Below are 15,979 nucleotides of genomic sequence, written 5' to 3' on the forward strand. Positions count from 1 at the left end.
TTCGGCGGGACGACGAATCAGTACACCAGCACCGTCACCACGACGACGAGGACCCACAGGGCGAGGACGTAGACGGCCGCCGACACCGCCCAGTGGCGCCGGACCGTCCCCGCCACCTCGCGCTTCTCGCGACCGAACCGCGGGAGGACGACGTGGCCGAAGAAGCCGTAGAGGACGGCGAACACGCCGACGCCAGCCAGCAGGTGCGAGGAGAGGGGGAGGCCGCCCTGCAGGACCCGGACCGGCGGGACGACGGCCTCGGCGGCGACGGCGAGGAGGACGAACAGGACGCCCGCGAGGATGCCGGCGGCGTAGTGGGCGGAGCGCGCCTCCACGTCCGAGAGGTTCGCCGGCGGCTTGCCGTAGAGGATGGAGGCCGCGGTGTACGGCGGGACCATCCCCTCGGAGAGGCGACGCATGGGGAGGCCCATCACCACGCTGGCGACGAACCCCGCGACCATGGCGATGGCGACGCGGACGACCGGCGGCGGAGCGGTGATATGACCGGCGTGCAGGAGGAGGGTCATCGAGAGAGCAGGGGGGCGAGGAGGGACGGTTCGGCGGTCTGTGCGATGGAGAACAGCACGAGGTTGTGGGCGCCGGGGCCGAGGCCCACCGCGGCGACGCCCGCCAGCAGGAGGAACCCCTCGCGGGGGGCTTCCTCCACGTAGTCGGCCATGAGGACGACGACGCCCATCGCCAGCGCCACCTTCACGAGGACGAACAGCCACACCGTCCCGAGATAGGGGGCGGTGGGGAGCGAGGCGCCGACCTCGATGATGGCCGCCGAGAGGGGGGTCTGCTCGCCGAAGTGCAGTACGTCCACGCCGACGGCGGTCGAGACGCCGTCGAGGGTGTGGCCGAAGACGGCGAGCAGACCCGCCATCCCCGTGATGGAGGTGGCACGCGGTCGGAGCGCCCCAAGGACCATCCACGCGACGCCCGTCAGGGCGACGGCGACCGCGAACCCGATGGCGGGCCAGAGGACGCGGAAGGGCGGCCGCGAGAGGCCGACGACGAGCGCGAGACCGAGGACCGAACTCATCAGGCCGATGCCGCCGAGCAGGAGGACCACCGTCGAGAACCGGGGGTCGCGCCCGACGAGCGACGCCACCCCCCAGAGGAACCCCATGAGCGAGAACGTGGTGACGTACACTGTCGGCGACCCGAACAGGGGGGCGAGGACGTCCACCACGACGCCGACCTGGTTGAGCGCGTAGAGGGTCGCCCCGGCGACCATCCACGGCGCGAAGGCGACGACGGTCACCTCCGTCACGGACGGGTCGGCGAGGACGAGTGCGAGCACCGCCAGACCCGCCGCGCCGAGGACGATCAGGAGGTACGGCAGGGGCGGGAGCGCGAACCCCTCCGGCAGGACCTGCAGGAGCATACCGGTGACTCGCGGTGCCGCCCCAAAGGCGTGTGTGTTTCACCGCCGTGTCGTGGTATCATTGAATCGCCATTAGTCGGTGCGAAACTCCGTGTTATTCCGAGGAAACCCCTCGAAATCAGGCCATACCAATAGGGCTACCGGCCGTCAGAGGGGACAATGAACTACCGAAGTGTCGCCGATCTGAACGCCGAGGCGCGTCGGTTGGCGCACCGGCTCCCGAAGGACATCGACCTGGTAGTGGGCATCCCCCGGAGCGGCCTGCTGGCCGCGAACCTGCTCTGCCTCCACCTCGACCGCCCGATGACCGACGTGGACGGGCTCGTCGAGGGTCGAATCCTGAAGTCCGGCTACCGATTCGAGGCGGGCCAGCGCCTCGCGGACGTCGACCGCGTCCTCGTCATCGACGACTCGGTCGCCAGCGGCCGGCAGATGCGCGACACGAAGGGCCGCATCCGCGACGAGGACCTGCCGTACGACATCGAGTACGCGGCCATCTACATCTCCCCCGAGGGCTACCAGCACGTCGACCACTGGGGAGCCGTCGTCGAGCGCAAGCGCGTCTTCGAGTGGAACCTGATGCACCACCCCCTCCTGCAGAACTTCTGTGTGGACATCGACGGCGTGCTCTGTCGCGACCCGACCGACGAGGAGAACGACGATGGGGAGCGCTACCGGGAGTTCGTCAGGACCGTCGACCCGCAGGTCGTCCCAAGCAAGCGCATCGGCTGGCTCGTCACCAGCCGACTCGAACAGTACCGCGAGGAGACGGAGGCGTGGCTGGCGGAACACGGCATCGAGTACGACGAACTCGTCATGATGGACCACCCGAGCGCCGAGGCCCGCCGGGAGGCGGGCGACCACGGCCAGTACAAGGCCGAGGTGTACGCCTCGACCGACGCCAATCTCTTCGTCGAGAGTTCCCACTGGCAGTCCGTCGAAATCGTCGAGGAGACGGGCAAGCCGGTGTACTGTTACGACACCAACGAACTGCTCACGCCCGACACGCTGGCGCAGGTCGAAGCGAAGAGTCGGAGCTACGCCGCGAAGTTCGCCGCCGAACCCGTCGGGTTCTCGATTCGCGCCGGGCGGTACGTCGCCCAGCGCGGGTGGCACGGCCTGAACCGCCTCACGAGCGAGCGCGGGCGCGGGAGCGACTGACGCGAACGACTCGCGGACGGCGAGCAGTTCGGCACGGCGACGCGTGGCGGGCGCGACCGTCCCCCCTTTTGTGGGAGGACTCACAGGGAGAGGTATGAACCGCGACGAGTTCGCCGCCCGCATCGACCACACGGTCCTCGGACCCGAGACGACCCCCGCCGACGTCGAGCAGTGCGTCGAGGAGGCGGAGACCCACGGCATGAACGTCTGCATCCCGCCGTGTTACGTCGCCGACGTGGACACCGAGGCGACGGTCGCCACCGTAATCGGGTTCCCGCACGGCCAGAACGCCACCAACGCCAAACGGAGCGAGGCCGAGAAGGTCTGGCGCGACGGGGCCGACGAACTCGACCTCGTCGTCAACGTCGGCCGCCTGAAGGCCGGACAGGACGAACGGGTGCGCGAGGACATCGAGGAAGTCGTCGCCGCCACCCCCTGTCCGGTGAAGGTCATCATCGAGACGGCGCTCCTGACCGACGACGAGAAGCACCGCGCGTGTCAGGCGGCCGCCGACGCCGACGCCGACATGGTCAAGACCTCCACCGGATTCGCCGAGGGGGGCGCCACCGTCGAGGACGTCGAACTGATGAGCGAGTATCTCCCCGTCAAGGCGAGTGGCGGCGTCGGAAGCTACGAGGAGGCGACGGCGATGTTCGACGCTGGCGCGGTCCGCATCGGGGCGTCCTCGGGCGTCGACATCGTTGAGGGGTTCCCCGAGGGCGAGGGCTGACCCGTCGGGTGAGTCAGCGCGGTTCGACGGCGACCAGTTCCGCCCCGTCCCCCGTCGACACCGGGGCGTAGACGATGCCGTCGCCGAACGTCACGTCGGGGCCGACGGTCCCGCCGAGGTCCAGCGAGAACCGCGGGCCGTCGCCCTCGGGGTGGTGGCCGTACAGTCGGTCACCGCCAGCGTACACCGAGTGGCCCACGACGGTGGGGGCGCCAGTCGTCGCCCCGAGGTCGAACGTCCAGTGGCGGTCGCCCGATTCGCTGCCGAGTGCGTGGAGCGTATCGCCGTCGATAGCGTACACGTAACTGTCGGTGTAGGCGACGCCGAACCGCCCCGCCTCGACGCCTCGGGCGACCCACTCCGTCTTCCCACCGAACGAGAGCGCTCGGACCGTGCCGTCGTCGCCCGCCACGTAGACGTGGTCACGGCCCATCGTCACGGGCGCGGTGGTCGTCGTCCGGAGGGAGCGCCGCCAGCCGCCCCTCCCGTCGTGGCCGAGCGCGCACACCTCGCCCGCCTCCGTGGACACTACCGGATAGTCGGCGACCGCCAGCGCCGGGTAGTTCACCGCCCCGAACAGCCGTCGCGACCACCGTTCCTCGCCCGTCTCGGCGTCGAGGACGCGTACCCGTTCGCCGTCCCCGACGACGAGGTCCCGTCCGGCGACGGTGGCCGGAGCGGTGAGCGGTCCGTCGAACGACCGCGACCACCGCACCTCGCCCGTCCCGGCGTCCAGCGCCCGCAGGTCGTCGCCGAGGGCCGCGTACACCACGCCCTCCCTGACGAGGGGTTTCCCGAGGGGTGGGGCGGTTCCGGACGCGGTCCACAGTTCGTCGGCGTCCCCGGCGTCGAGGGCGACCAGTCGGTCGCCGTCCGGGAGGAACAGTCGGTCGTCGCTCACGGTGGGTGCGCGCCGCCCCACCTGCGCGATGGGGTGTCGCCAGCGCACCGCCGCGTCGTCGACGGGGCCGGTCCCCGCGTAGTCCCAGCGGGTGTTGGCGGCGTCGAAGCCGCGACTCGACCACCGCCCGTCGCTCCCGAAGACGTGCTTCCCGGGGTCCGGCGGCGGGCCGTGTCTGTCGGGCATCGTGTAGTCGGGGAGGTCGTCGGAGCCGAGGCAGCCCGCGAGCGTCGTCACGGTCGCTCCCGTGGCCGCGAGGAACCGTCGTCTGGAGGGCATCGTTCGAGCATTCGTATCTGAACGCAAATACGTTCGGTTCGTCGTCATCTCGGGCGCGCGGAACGCCGCGCTTTTGCCCGCCGACCACCCAGTTCGGCCAACGATGGCCCGGTACCACATCGAGACCTACGGGTGCACTGCCAACCGGGGTGAGAGTCGCCACATCGAGCAGGCGCTTCGAGACGGCGGCCACCACCCCGCCGGCGGCGTCGAGGAGGCGGACGTCGCCATCCTCAACACCTGCACCGTGGTCGAGAAGACGGAGCGCAACATGCTCACGCGGGCCAAGGAGTTGGAGGAGGAGACGGCGGACCTCATCGTCACCGGCTGTATGGCCCTCGCGCAGGGCGAGGAGTTCCGCGAGGCGGGCGTCGACGCACAGGTCCTCCACTGGGACGACGTGCCGAACGCGGTGTTGAACGGCGAGTGCCCGACGCCGACGCCGGACTCCGAACCCGTCCTCGACGGCGTGGTGGGTATCCTCCCTATCGCCCGCGGGTGTATGAGCGACTGCTCGTACTGCATCACCAAGAAGGCGACCGGGAAAATAGACTCCCCGCCGGTCGAGGAGAACGTCGAGAAGGCCCGCGCGCTGGTCCACGCGGGCGCGAAGGAGATACGCATCACCGGGCAGGACACCGGCGTCTACGGGTGGGACACGGGAGAGCGAAAGCTCCACGAACTGCTCGACCGGGTCTGCGACATCGAGGGCGACTTCCGGGTGCGCGTCGGGATGGCGAACCCGAAGGGCGTCCACGGCATCCGCGAGGAACTCGCCGAGGTGTTCACCGAGAACGAGAAGCTCTACAACTTTCTCCATATCCCCGTCCAGTCGGGGAGCGACGACGTCCTCGGGGACATGCGCCGACAGCACCAGGTCCGGGAGTTCGTGGAGGTCGTCGAGACGTTCGACGACGCACTGGATCACTGGACGCTCTCGACGGACTTCATCGTCGGCTTCCCCACCGAGACCGACGAGGACCACGCACAGAGCCTCGCGCTGTTCAGGGAGACCCGTCCCGAGAAGGTCAACGTCACGCGCTTCTCGAAGCGCCCCGGCACGGACGCCGCGAAGATGAAGGGCCTCGGCGGGACGCTGAAGAAAGAGCGCTCGAAGGAGATGGTCGAACTCAAGATGGACGTCGTGGGGGCAGCCCACGAGTCGATGGTCGGCGAGACCCACGAGGTGCTCTGTGTCGAACAGGGCACAGGCGACTCCGTGAAGTGTTACGACGAGGCCTACCGGCAGGTCGTCGTCACGAACGCCGAGGAACGCGGCGTCGAACCCGGTGACTTCCTGAAGGTCGAAATCACGAGCGCGGAACGGGTCTACTGTTTCGGCGACCCGGTCTGAACCGGCGTCCGCGGCCGCGGAACTCGCTTTTATCACCACTCCCCGCCCAGCGTGGGCATGAGTGGCACGCCCGCGCCGGACCACACTCTCGACGCCAGCGACGCGCACGTCCACTACGAGTGGGACAACTCGCTCGACCCCGTCCTCACCGTCGACCCCGGCGAGGTGGTCGAGTTCGTGTGCCGGGACGCCGCCGACGGCGCGTTCGGTCCCGACTCGACCGTCGACGATCTCACGTCCCGCGAGTTCCCCGGCCACCCCCTCACGGGTCCCGTCGCGGTCCGGGGTGCCGAACCGGGCGACGTCCTCGAAGTCGAACTACTGGACTTCGAGCACCACGGCTGGGGGGTGACGTACTTCTACCCCGGCGACCGCGGGATGGGCCTCCTCCCCGAGGAGTTCCCCGAGGGCGGGATGCACTGGTGGGACCTCGACGGGGGCGTCGGGAGGTTCGTCGAGGGAATCGAGGTGCCCCTCGACCCGTTCCCGGGCAACCTCGGGTGTGCGCCCGCCGAAACGGGTGCGCACAGCACGACGCCCCCGCGTCGGGTCGGCGGCAACCTCGACGTGAAACACCTCACCGAGGGGGCGACGCTCTCTCTGCCCGTCGAGTGTCCGGGTGCCCTGTTCTCCATCGGGGACTGTCACGGCGCACAGGGCGACGGCGAGGTGTGCGTGACGGGCATCGAGGCGCCGATGGACGTGACTGTCCGGTTCGACGTCCGTTCGGACCGGTCCGTCGAACACCCCGAGTTCCGGACGACCGGCCCCTTCACCCCGACCGGGCGCGACGAACCGATGTACGGGACGACCGGGGTGGCCGACGACCTCCTGGAGGCGACGCGCCTCGCCGTCAGCCACATGGTCGACCACCTGCACACCGACCGCGGCCTCACCCGCGCGGAGGCCTACATGCTCTGTTCGGTGGCGGTAGACTGCAAGGTGAGCGAAGTGGTCGACGCGCCCAACTGGGTGGTCTCCGCCTACCTCCCTGAGTCGCTGTTCCCGTGAGCTGACGGTGAAAGAGACATCTCATCCTACACAAAGCGTTCGGGGCACCCGGTCCGACGGCTGGGTGGCGTTCACCGGTCCCGGCGGCGTCCCGATACAGGGTGCGGCCATCGCCCTCGGCGACACGGGAACGGGCTGGGCCGTCCCGCAGGAGACCGGCGACGCACTCGCCGACCCCGTCCCCTCGCTCGCCTACGAGGCGGTCGACTACCCCGACCGCGTCCCCTCCGGCGGGTCCTTCGAGGTTCGCGTCACCGTCGCCAACGAGTCCTCGACGGACGGGCGCCTCCTCGGGGGCCTCAACGTCACCGCCCCCACGGCGTCGACCACCGCCGTCGACCTCGACGTGCCCGCCGGCGAGTCGGGGACCGCCGCACACGCGGTCGGCGACGAGGTCACGACCGGCGAGGAGGTGGCGTTCTCGCTGACGACCAACGCTGGCCGCCGGGAGTTCACGGTCCCCGTCGGCAGTGCCGAGAACGGGACGAACGCGTCGAACGCCACGGACGAGGAGAGCGACTGAGACCCCGTCGGCCTTGCACCTGCGGCCCGCGCGGTTAGGCGCGCTGCCGTCCAACTGAACCGTCTCACGAATGGCAACGACGACGATACCGGACTCCGCGGCCCCGACGCGCCCCGCCCCCACGACGGCGAACGGTACCGACCATCCGGTGGTGCGGTGGTTCCTGCTCGACGGTGACCGGCGGGTCGTCGCCCTCTCCCTCTCGTTCGTGGTCCTCGTCGTCCTCGTCGTGGCCGGGACGGTATGGGAACTGGAGATGGAACGACTCGTCTCCGAGACGCGGGCCGTCCAGACGTTGTTCAACACCTTCCTCGGCGGGATCATCCTCTTCGTCTCCGTCGTCCTCTCCATCAACATCGCCGTCCTCGCACAGGAGTTCGGCCCGCTCCGGACCAAACAGGAGCAGATAGAGGAGTCGCTGGCCTTCCAGTCCGAACTGGAGGCGTTCGTCGAGACGGGCGTCAGCCCCGCCGAACTCGGGGAGTTCTTCCTGTTCGTCCTGCGGGCACTCAGGACGGAGGCGACGAGACTCCGGGCGGCCACCGGGACCGACACGGGCGACCACCACGGGGAGATACTGGCCTTCGTCGACGGCATCGAAGCCGAAGCCGACCTCGTCGAGGAGCGAGTCCGTGGCGTCCAGGGGATGGTCTCGAACGTCCTGCTGGCGGGCCTCGACTACGACTACGCCCACCAGATATACACCGCCCGTCGCATCCAGTACGACTACGAGGAGGAGTTGAGGTCGGTCGAGCGGACCGCCCTCGAGAACCTCACGGAACTGCTGACGTTCTTCGCCACCGGCCGCGAGTACTTCACCACGCTCTACTTCAAGCGCGAGGTGCGGAACCTGTCGTTCGGCCTGCTGGTCGTCTCCCTGCCGACCATCGTGTTCACCTCCTACACCCTGCTGGCCATCGACGCGGGCCAGTTCCCCGCGCTGACGGTGCCCGGCATCGCGCCGCGACTGCTCTGGGTGAGCGTGGCGTACGTCGTCGCCCTCTCGCCGTACGTCCTGCTGTCGTCGTACATCCTCCGGATACTCACCGTCTCGAAGCGCTCGCTCGGGTCGAGTGCGTTCACCGTCAGGACCGAGTGAGACGGGGGCGGTCAGTTGCGCCCACTGTTCGAGCGCGAGTGCGGGGGTGCCCTCGGGGGCTGTCCCTGCCCGTCTGGACCCCGAGGGACGCCCCCCTCGTCACCCTCCTTCCACTCCCCGAGTTCCCGCGGGTCGAGGTGGACGAACACGTCGTCGACCTCCCGAATCTCGCGGATGCGCCGCACGACGTCCGTCTCGATGTCGTGGGCCTCGTTGAGCGTCCGCTCGCCCTCTATCTCGATGTGGAGGCTCACGTCCACCTCGGGGCCGACGTGGTGGGCGACGACGTCGTGGACGCCCTTCACCTCGGGGTGGGCGAGCGCGCGTTCGACGATGTCGTCGGTGAGTTCCTCGGAGGGCGCGCGTCCGACGAGGTAGCCCACGTTGTCGCGGGCGATTTCGACGCCCGTGTAGAGGATGCCGAGGGCGACGACGCCACCCGCGAGAGGGTCGAGGACGGAAACCCCGAGAGACGCGCCGACGACACCGACGAGCGCCGCACCCGCCGTGAGGATGTCCGCGCGGTTGTCGAGGGCCGTCGCCCGGAGCGCCGGCGAGTGGTAGGTCTCGGCCATCCGGGCACAGTAGCGAAAGAGGAGGTACTTCGCGGCCGCCGACCCGGCGAGGACGGCCATCGCGACGGGGCCGGCCCGCGTCGTCCCGCCCGAGAGCACGGCCTGCGCCGCCTGCCAGAGCACCGCCCCACCCGCGGCGAACACGCCGACGGCGACGAACAGGGCGACGAACGGTTCGATTCGCTCGTGGCCGTGCGGGTGGTCCGTGTCCGGCGGCTGGGTCGTAAGGTAGAGGCCGACGACGATGACGAGGCTGTACACCCCGTCGGCGATGCTGTTGACCGCCTCGCTCCCGACGGCGAGACTGCCCGTCGAGAGGTACACCGCGCCTTTCGCCAGTGCGAGGACGACGTTGACCCCGAGGACGACGAGGCCGACGCGACGCAGGGCGGAGACGCGGTCCATGACCCCTCCTATGCGACTGGCCCCTAAAGTCGCTTCGGCGTTTATCCGTCGAATGCGGGCGTTAGACGCCTCGAAACCTCGATTCGAGTCGCGTCTACTCCACCCGGACGGCCCCCGAGTCGGCCACCGTCGTCCCCGCCTGTGCGGCGAACGCCTCGTGGATGCGGTCGTAGGTGTCCGCCACCGCCTCGACGATGACCTTCGTGTCCGCGACGACGGGCATGAAGTTGGTGTCGCCGCCCCACCGCGGGACGACGTGCGTGTGGAGGTGGTCCTCGATGGACCCCCCGGCGGGACCACCGAGGTTCAAGCCCGCGTTGAACGCCTGCGGGGAGAGGGCGTCCTCGACGGCGTCGAACGTGCGCTGTTTCAGGCGCGCGTGGTCGAGGAGCACCTCGTCCGACAGGTCGCGGTAGTCGCCCGTGTGGTCGTACGGGATGACCATCGCGTGGCCGGGGTTGTAGGGGTAGTTGTTCAGGAGGACGAACGCGTGGTCGCTTCGGGCGACGAGGCGGGACTCGCGGTCCTCGGTCCGTTCGGGGAGTCGACAGAACACGCAGTCGGGTTCCCCCGGTTCGGGACCATCCTCGCCGTCGCGTTCGACCCAATCGATGCGCCACGGGGCGAACAGTCTGTCCATGGTCCGAGGGCCGCGGGCCGCCCGCGTAAGCGTGTTCATCGGACCGTCGACCCCTACTTAACTGACGTGGCCGTTCGACGCCGATTTCGGGCCGAAACGGTCGGAGCAACTGTTGTGAACGGTTCCACGGGAGATGCGCGTATTCTACACGGAAACCGTTCACACCGGCCGATTTCGCCGGAGAACGCATCTCAACGGAATGGGGTTTTTATACCCCCGTAGTCGGTAGCGGAGAGCGATGGAAGCGACACGGAACCGGTCAAACGACATGGACGAACACTGCCCGGACTGTGGCCGTGAGACGCCCCACTCGGTGTCCCTCCAGATACTGACCGAGAGTACGAAAAAAGAGAACGCGCAGTTCTCGCGTGAGCCGTACCGGGTCAGTAGCTGCCGCGTCTGTGGGTCCGAGACGAGCCAGCGGATGAACAACGCCTGAGCGGACCGGTTTTTCGACACTCGCCACCCGTCGAGTGGCGTCGCTCACCGGTCGGGTGGGGACGGACGCGAGGACGGGCGGGTCCTACCGCGAACGCGTCGTCACTTCACAGCCGTCCTCGGTGACGATGACGGTGTGTTCCTTCTGGCTGACGAGGCGACCCTCCTCCTCCTGCAGGACGGGGTAGCCGTGGAGGACACCCTGCTGTTTCAGGCGGCGGACGGTCATCTCGGCGCGGTCGACGTCCAGCCACCGCGTTGCGAACGGGAGCGTGCGGAACTCCTCGGTGATCTGTTCGAGGGCCTCGCGGGCCTGTCGGTTGCGCACCGAGCGCTCGCGTTCGAGCGCGAAGATCTCCTCGGTCGCTCCCTCGCCGACCTTCCCGCCACCGTCGGTCGCGAACGGTTCGATGGCGACGACGTCGCCCACCTCCAGTTCGGTCCCCGATTCGACGGCGCGGTTGGGGATGTTCGGCGGGATGTGCTGTTGCCAGTGGCCCAGTCCGTGACCCGTCAGGTTGACGACGGGGTTGTAGCCGTAGCCGTCGATGACGTCCTCGATCTCGGCACCAATCTCGCCCGTGTGGACGCCCGGTTCGACCACGTCGAGGGCGGCGTCGAGGGCCTCCGCGCTGGCCTCCGCGAGGTCGTCGTGGCCCGAGAGGTCGACCGTGACGGCCGTGTCCGCCAGCCAGCCGTCGACGTGGACGCCGATGTCGAGGTTGATCATCTCCTCGCCGAAGGTGGACTCGTCGCCGACGCTCGGAGTGGCGTGGGCCGCCTCGTGGTCGATGCTGATGTTGACCGGGAAGGCGGGTTCGCCGCCCAGTTCGCGGATGCGCTCTTCCGCCCACTCGGCGACCTCCAGATGGGAGGCACCGACCTCGACCATCTCGGCCGCGTCGTCGCGCACCTCTGCCAGAATCTCGCCCGCCTCGCGGTGTTTCTCGTACTGTTCGTCGGTGAGGTCCACGCTGCTCATGGTGCCTCTCGGACCGACCGGGGGTTATGGGTTTTGCTCGGTGCGCGGGTCCGCGCGGGCCCCCGCGCCGTGTCGTGCGACGGGGCGTCACACGACGGGTACATAGCGCTCCAGAGAGCACTTAGCAACAGAGTATCTCCCGCGACGCCTCGAGGGGGTGAATGGACACGGACCGTACCTCGGCCGGTGCCGTCACCGCGCACGAACGGCAGTCGGGGGGACCCCCGTCCCAACGGGGCGCCTCGGACGCGGACCTCCACACCGAGGTCGCCGCGCACCACCACCCCGTCGACGCGAGCGCGTGGGAGGACATCTACGTCGTCGGCGACGTCCACGGATGTTACGACCGCCCGCGGGCGCTCCTCGACGAACTGGACCCGAGCGACGTGATGCTCGCTGACGACTGCAAGCGCTGGACGCTGCACCCCGACGCCACCTACGAGCAGTGTCGTCCCGCCGAGAGGGCGGCGCGCAACACCCACGGGGAACTGATGCGCCGTGCCCGCGAGCGAGCGCCCGACCGCCCGTTCGAGAGCGACCCACTCGACTACGAGGGGTCGGTGGCCGACGAGGCGGACGAGCGATGACCGCCGCCGACCGCCTCTCCGGGGCGACCGGATCCGACGACCGGTATCGCCCGGTGGTGGTGTCGGGACACGCGGTCCGGGCGGACGACGTGCGGGACGAAGACGAGGACTGAGCGCCCTCGATTCCGTCTCAGACGCGGCGGTTCGCGACGGCAGCGACGGCGTCCGCGACGGCCATGGCGTGGTTCTCGCGCACGAACGCTGGCTGACCGACCCAGACGCCGTCGCCGTTCGAGAGTCTGATGACCAGTTCGCTTCCGTCGGCGTCGGTTACTCCGACCGCGCGGCGCGGCCGGTCTGCATCGCCTCGGAGTTGAACGCGCTCCCGGCGCGTCCCTCGTTGTCCATGACGACGACCCCCGCCGACGAGTCGGTGATGTCCTCGAACTCCTCGATGGCGAGGTCGGCGGCCGTCTGCGGGTCCCGACCGAGTTCGAGGTGGTCGACGGCCCGACGCGAGAGGGTGACCCGGACGATGTCCTCGCCGGCCCCCGTCGCACTCGCCCCGCCGGCGTGCGTACAGAAGAACCCGGAGCCGACCTGCGGGACGTCGCCGACGCGCCCGGCGAGGGCACGCCAGCGCCCGCCCGTGGAGGTACACGCGGCGACGGTGTCGCCGTCCGTGGCGACTGCGCCGACGGTGTCGTGGTCGTGTTCGGCCCCGTCGCCCTCCGGCGCGCCCCCGAAGTCCTCTCGGAGCCACTCCAACTGGGCGCGGATATCGTCGCGGGCGGGCGGGTCCTCGTCGGCCCACTGCTCGCGGGTGCGGTCGCTCAGGAGATCGCGGCCCACCTCGACACCGAAGGCGTCCGCGAGGTCGACGGCGTGGACGCCCGAGACGCAGACGTGGGGCGTCTCCTCCATGACGAGGCGGGCCACCTCGCAGGCGTGTTCGACGCCGGGCATGGAGCAGGCCGCCCCCACCCGCCGGTCATCGGTCATCATCCCCGCGTCCGTGCGGACGATACCGTCGGACTGGACGGACCCGCCGACGCCGGCGTTGAACCGGGGGGAGGATTCGAGGACGCGTACGGTCGCCACCACGCCCTCGACGGGCGTCGCCGCCGACTCGCCCGCCGCGACGGCTTCGTCGAGCACCGCCTGTTGCGACTCGGGTTCCTCGACGGGGCCGCCCGCGCCGCCGTGTGCGATGACGTACATGATACGGGCGAGTCGGGGTGCCGGCTTAACTCCCGGTGAGTCCCCTCGGTACCGCTCGACGGTGCCGCAATACTTGCGGACTGTCGGATAACGGCAGACCTTTTAGCGTGACGCTGGGATTTCCACCTATGTCTTACGAGAAAGTGGAGGTACCGGAGGAGGGCGAGCGAATAACGGTAGCCGACGCCGAGAACGACGAACTGGAGGTCCCCGACAATCCCATCATCCCCATCATCTACGGTGACGGTATCGGGCAGGACGTCGGTCCCGCCGCCCAGACCGTCCTCCAGGCGGCCGCCGAGGCGACCGGCCGCGAGATTCACTGGATGCGCCTCTACGCCGGTGAGAGCGCACGCGAGAAGTACGACGAGAACCTCCCCGACGACACCGTCGAGGCCATCAAGGAGTTCAACGTCGCCATCAAGGGCCCCCTGACGACGCCCGTCGGCGCGGGCTTCCGCAGCCTCAACGTCGCGCTTCGCAAGAAGCTCGACCTCTACACGAACATGCGGCCGACCTACCACCTCGACGGCGTCCCCTCGCCGGTCAAGAACCCCGAGGCCATGGACATGGTCAACTTCCGTGAGAACACGGAAGACGTGTACGCCGGCATCGAGTGGGAGGCCGGCAGCGAGGGCGTCGAGCAGGTCCGCGAGTTCATCGAGGAGGACATGGGCTTCGACTCGACCATCCACGACGGCCCGGTCGGCATCGGCATCAAGCCCATCACCGAGTTCGGCACCAAACGGCTGGTCCGCAAGGCCATCGACTACGCCCTCGAGAACGACCGCGACTCGGTCACCCTCGTCCACAAGGGCAACATCATGAAGTTCACCGAGGGCGCCTTCCGAGACTGGGGCTACGAGGTCGCAGAGGAGGAGTACGGCGACGAGGTCATCACCGAAGACACCCTCTGGGAGGAGCGCGACGGTGACGCCCCCGAGGACACCGTCGTCGTCAACGACCGCATCGCGGACAACATGCTCCAGCAGCTCCTCACGCGCACCTCGCAGTACGACGTGCTCGCGATGCCCAACCTCAACGGCGACTACCTCTCGGACGCCGCCGGCGCACAGATCGGCGGCCTCGGCATCGCACCCGGCGCCAACATCGGCGACGGTCGCATCCTCGCCGAACCCGTCCACGGTTCGGCACCCAAGTACGCCGGGCAGGACAAGGTCAACCCCAGCGCGATGATCCTCTCGGGGCGCATCATGCTCGAGTACATGGGCTGGACCGACGCCGCGGACCTCGTCCGCGACGCCCTCGAGGCGACCATCTCCTCGAAGCAGGTCACCTACGACATCGAGCGCCAGATCGACGGCGGCGAGAAACTCGCCACCAGCGAGTTCGCCGAGAAGGTCGCAGAGCACATCCGCAACAACGCGTAAGCGAACCCCGTCTCCGCCTTCGACACCTCTCTCTTTCGCGCCACCTGCCCCGAGCGGCCGCGCTCGGCTACGGGTCGCCGACGCGCACGCCGAGTGGGTCCCCCCGGCCCGGCACGTCGCGACCGCCACTCCCGTTTCTCGCCGCCTCCGTCGCCCACTCCGGCCGGTCGACGCACGTCGACCCCACGCCCGTGATGCGACTGGTCTCGACGACGTGTAGCCGCCGGCCGTCGAGGGCCACGTCGTACTCGACCCGGTACGACCGCACCAGCCCCTCGCCCGTGACGAACGCCGACAGCGTCGCGTTCGTCAGGTTCCGGGTGAGCGTCGGCGGGCGGAGGCCGTCCGGTCGGGTCGCCCCCGACGCGGTGAGCCGGTACCCGCCGTCGACCGCCTCGACGCGCACCTCGAAGGCGGACAGCGTCGAGATGACCGCCTCGTTGCCCGTGATACCCGTCACCGCCTCGCCGTAGGCCAGTCCGCGCTCGGAGCGGTAGCGGGCGTCGTCGCCGATGCCGACCCTGCTCAGCGTGTGGCTCCCGTTGCTCCAGACGTCGAGGAGCGGCGTCGAGGCGCGGACGGGGTACCCGGGGGCGGCCCGCTGGGTCCGGACGTAGCGGAACGCGAAGTCGGCCAGGTTCGCCCGGACAGTCACGTTCGTCGTCCGGAGCGGTCCCGACGGACCGGTGATGGTCTCGGTGACCCGGCGGGTGAACGTCGTCCCCGCCAGTCGCTCGCGGTGGGCCTCGGCGAGTCTGACGGGGCTGGCGACGCCCTCGCTCGTCAGGCCGGGGACGAGTTCCATCGCCCGACTCGGCCCGCCCGGGACGTCCGAGGGGACGGACGCGGGCGTGACCGTCGGGGGATCACCTCCCGGGTCAGACCCCAGGGGTGCGCTACACCCCGCAAGGACGACGGTCAGTGTCAGGGCCAGGGCGACGAGGAGCGCCCGCCGTCCGCGGCGGGCGGGGGTGGTCATCTCAGACCGGGTGGTCCGAGGGGTCCCGCGGCGGCGAGAACACGTCGACCCCCTCGACCAGCCCGTCGGTGCGGTTCTCGGCGGCGTGGGGTTCGTCGCCGGGGATGAGGTAGGCGTCGTCGGCGCCGACGCGTCGTTCCTCGCCGTTGACGACGAGAGTGAGGACGCCCGTCGTGACGTAGCCCGTCTGTTCGTGTTCGTGGCTGTGTTCGGGCAGGCTGGCGCCGGGTTCGAGTCGGAAGTACTGGGCGCTCATCGCCTCGCCCGACACCAGTTGTGCGAGGTAGACGCCGTCGGTCACTTCGACTACCTCCCGGTCCGCGCGTGTGAACACGTCCATGGCACCGTGTCTCTCGGCAACACCCTAAGCCTT

General features: G+C 69.4%; 18 protein-coding genes. 9 read left to right on the forward strand and 9 right to left on the reverse strand.

From position 1 onward, the window contains the following. Positions 1–17: 17 nt before the first annotated feature. The gene (locus tag NKG96_RS13225) at positions 18–527 is read right to left on the reverse strand and encodes a hypothetical protein (RefSeq protein WP_254535449.1); all 510 of its coding nucleotides are present in this window, start codon (positions 525–527) and stop codon (positions 18–20) included. Beyond that, positions 524–1,390 (reverse strand): DUF63 family protein, encoded by an 867-nt coding sequence (locus NKG96_RS13230; protein ID WP_254535450.1) that lies wholly within the window; start codon positions 1,388–1,390, stop codon positions 524–526. The genes NKG96_RS13225 and NKG96_RS13230 overlap by 4 nt, the downstream gene beginning before the upstream one ends. Before the next feature lie 159 nt (positions 1,391–1,549). On the opposite strand from NKG96_RS13230, the gene NKG96_RS13235 reads away from it, so the two are divergent. Further along, positions 1,550–2,551: an orotate phosphoribosyltransferase gene (locus NKG96_RS13235; protein WP_254535451.1), complete on the forward strand. Its 1,002-nt coding sequence runs from the start codon at positions 1,550–1,552 to the stop codon at positions 2,549–2,551. A gap of 94 nt (positions 2,552–2,645) precedes the next feature. Then, a complete protein-coding gene (deoC, locus tag NKG96_RS13240) occupies positions 2,646–3,281 on the forward strand; it encodes a deoxyribose-phosphate aldolase (protein ID WP_254535452.1) in 636 nt (211 codons plus the stop codon). A gap of 13 nt (positions 3,282–3,294) precedes the next feature. Here the strand turns inward: deoC and NKG96_RS13245 are convergent, their stop codons facing one another. Next, entirely contained in the window at positions 3,295–4,461 is a 1,167-nt protein-coding gene (locus NKG96_RS13245) for an outer membrane protein assembly factor BamB family protein (protein ID WP_254535454.1), read from the reverse strand. 103 nt (positions 4,462–4,564) lie between these two features. Between NKG96_RS13245 and NKG96_RS13250 the strand changes: the two genes are divergently transcribed. From NKG96_RS13250 to NKG96_RS13265, 4 genes are all read left to right on the forward strand, one after another. Beyond that, a complete protein-coding gene (locus NKG96_RS13250; protein WP_254535455.1) occupies positions 4,565–5,815 on the forward strand; it encodes a tRNA (N(6)-L-threonylcarbamoyladenosine(37)-C(2))-methylthiotransferase in 1,251 nt (416 codons plus the stop codon). Positions 5,816–5,872: 57 nt separating this feature from the next. After that, entirely contained in the window at positions 5,873–6,826 is a 954-nt protein-coding gene (locus tag NKG96_RS13255; protein WP_254535456.1) for an acetamidase/formamidase family protein, read from the forward strand. A gap of 7 nt (positions 6,827–6,833) precedes the next feature. Further along, positions 6,834–7,349 carry a hypothetical protein gene (locus tag NKG96_RS13260; protein ID WP_254535457.1) on the forward strand — a complete coding sequence of 172 codons (516 nt, stop codon included), beginning with the start codon at positions 6,834–6,836 and terminating at the stop codon, positions 7,347–7,349. A gap of 70 nt (positions 7,350–7,419) precedes the next feature. After that, on the forward strand, positions 7,420–8,448 hold the full coding sequence (locus NKG96_RS13265; RefSeq protein ID WP_254535459.1) for a DUF7972 family membrane protein: 1,029 nt from the start codon (positions 7,420–7,422) through the stop codon (positions 8,446–8,448). A gap of 11 nt (positions 8,449–8,459) precedes the next feature. On the opposite strand, the gene NKG96_RS13270 is transcribed toward NKG96_RS13265, so the two are convergent. Together NKG96_RS13270 and NKG96_RS13275 are read right to left on the reverse strand one after the other, a co-directional pair. Beyond that, positions 8,460–9,428 (reverse strand): cation diffusion facilitator family transporter, encoded by a 969-nt coding sequence (locus NKG96_RS13270; protein WP_254535460.1) that lies wholly within the window; start codon positions 9,426–9,428, stop codon positions 8,460–8,462. Positions 9,429–9,522: 94 nt separating this feature from the next. Then, the gene (locus tag NKG96_RS13275) at positions 9,523–10,068 is read right to left on the reverse strand and encodes an HIT family protein (RefSeq protein WP_254535461.1); all 546 of its coding nucleotides are present in this window, start codon (positions 10,066–10,068) and stop codon (positions 9,523–9,525) included. A gap of 238 nt (positions 10,069–10,306) precedes the next feature. Between NKG96_RS13275 and NKG96_RS13280 the strand changes: the two genes are divergently transcribed. Further along, complete coding sequence (locus NKG96_RS13280) at positions 10,307–10,507, forward strand: DUF7835 family putative zinc beta-ribbon protein (RefSeq protein ID WP_254538175.1); 201 nt, start codon at positions 10,307–10,309, stop codon at positions 10,505–10,507. 84 nt (positions 10,508–10,591) lie between these two features. Here NKG96_RS13280 and map read toward each other — a convergent pair whose 3' ends face one another. After that, on the reverse strand, positions 10,592–11,488 hold the full coding sequence (gene map / locus NKG96_RS13285; RefSeq protein WP_254535463.1) for a type II methionyl aminopeptidase: 897 nt from the start codon (positions 11,486–11,488) through the stop codon (positions 10,592–10,594). Positions 11,489–11,649: 161 nt separating this feature from the next. Between map and NKG96_RS13290 the strand changes: the two genes are divergently transcribed. Further along, complete coding sequence (locus NKG96_RS13290; RefSeq protein WP_254535464.1) at positions 11,650–12,075, forward strand: hypothetical protein; 426 nt, start codon at positions 11,650–11,652, stop codon at positions 12,073–12,075. 270 nt (positions 12,076–12,345) lie between these two features. Here NKG96_RS13290 and NKG96_RS13295 read toward each other — a convergent pair whose 3' ends face one another. Then, positions 12,346–13,236: an isoaspartyl peptidase/L-asparaginase gene (locus NKG96_RS13295; RefSeq protein WP_254535465.1), complete on the reverse strand. Its 891-nt coding sequence runs from the start codon at positions 13,234–13,236 to the stop codon at positions 12,346–12,348. Between the two features lie 128 nt (positions 13,237–13,364). Between NKG96_RS13295 and icd the strand changes: the two genes are divergently transcribed. Then, positions 13,365–14,627: an isocitrate dehydrogenase (NADP(+)) gene (gene icd, locus NKG96_RS13300; RefSeq protein WP_254535466.1), complete on the forward strand. Its 1,263-nt coding sequence runs from the start codon at positions 13,365–13,367 to the stop codon at positions 14,625–14,627. 67 nt (positions 14,628–14,694) lie between these two features. On the opposite strand, the gene NKG96_RS13305 is transcribed toward icd, so the two are convergent. Both NKG96_RS13305 and NKG96_RS13310 read right to left on the reverse strand, forming a co-directional pair. After that, positions 14,695–15,606: a hypothetical protein gene (locus NKG96_RS13305; protein ID WP_254535467.1), complete on the reverse strand. Its 912-nt coding sequence runs from the start codon at positions 15,604–15,606 to the stop codon at positions 14,695–14,697. A gap of 1 nt (position 15,607) precedes the next feature. Continuing rightward, positions 15,608–15,946 (reverse strand): cupin domain-containing protein, encoded by a 339-nt coding sequence (locus NKG96_RS13310; RefSeq protein WP_254535468.1) that lies wholly within the window; start codon positions 15,944–15,946, stop codon positions 15,608–15,610. Between the last annotated feature and the right edge of the window lie 33 nt (positions 15,947–15,979).

It is taken from the genome of Halomarina litorea, assembly GCF_024227715.1.
Taxonomy (GTDB): Archaea; Halobacteriota; Halobacteria; order Halobacteriales; family Haloarculaceae; genus Halomarina; species Halomarina litorea.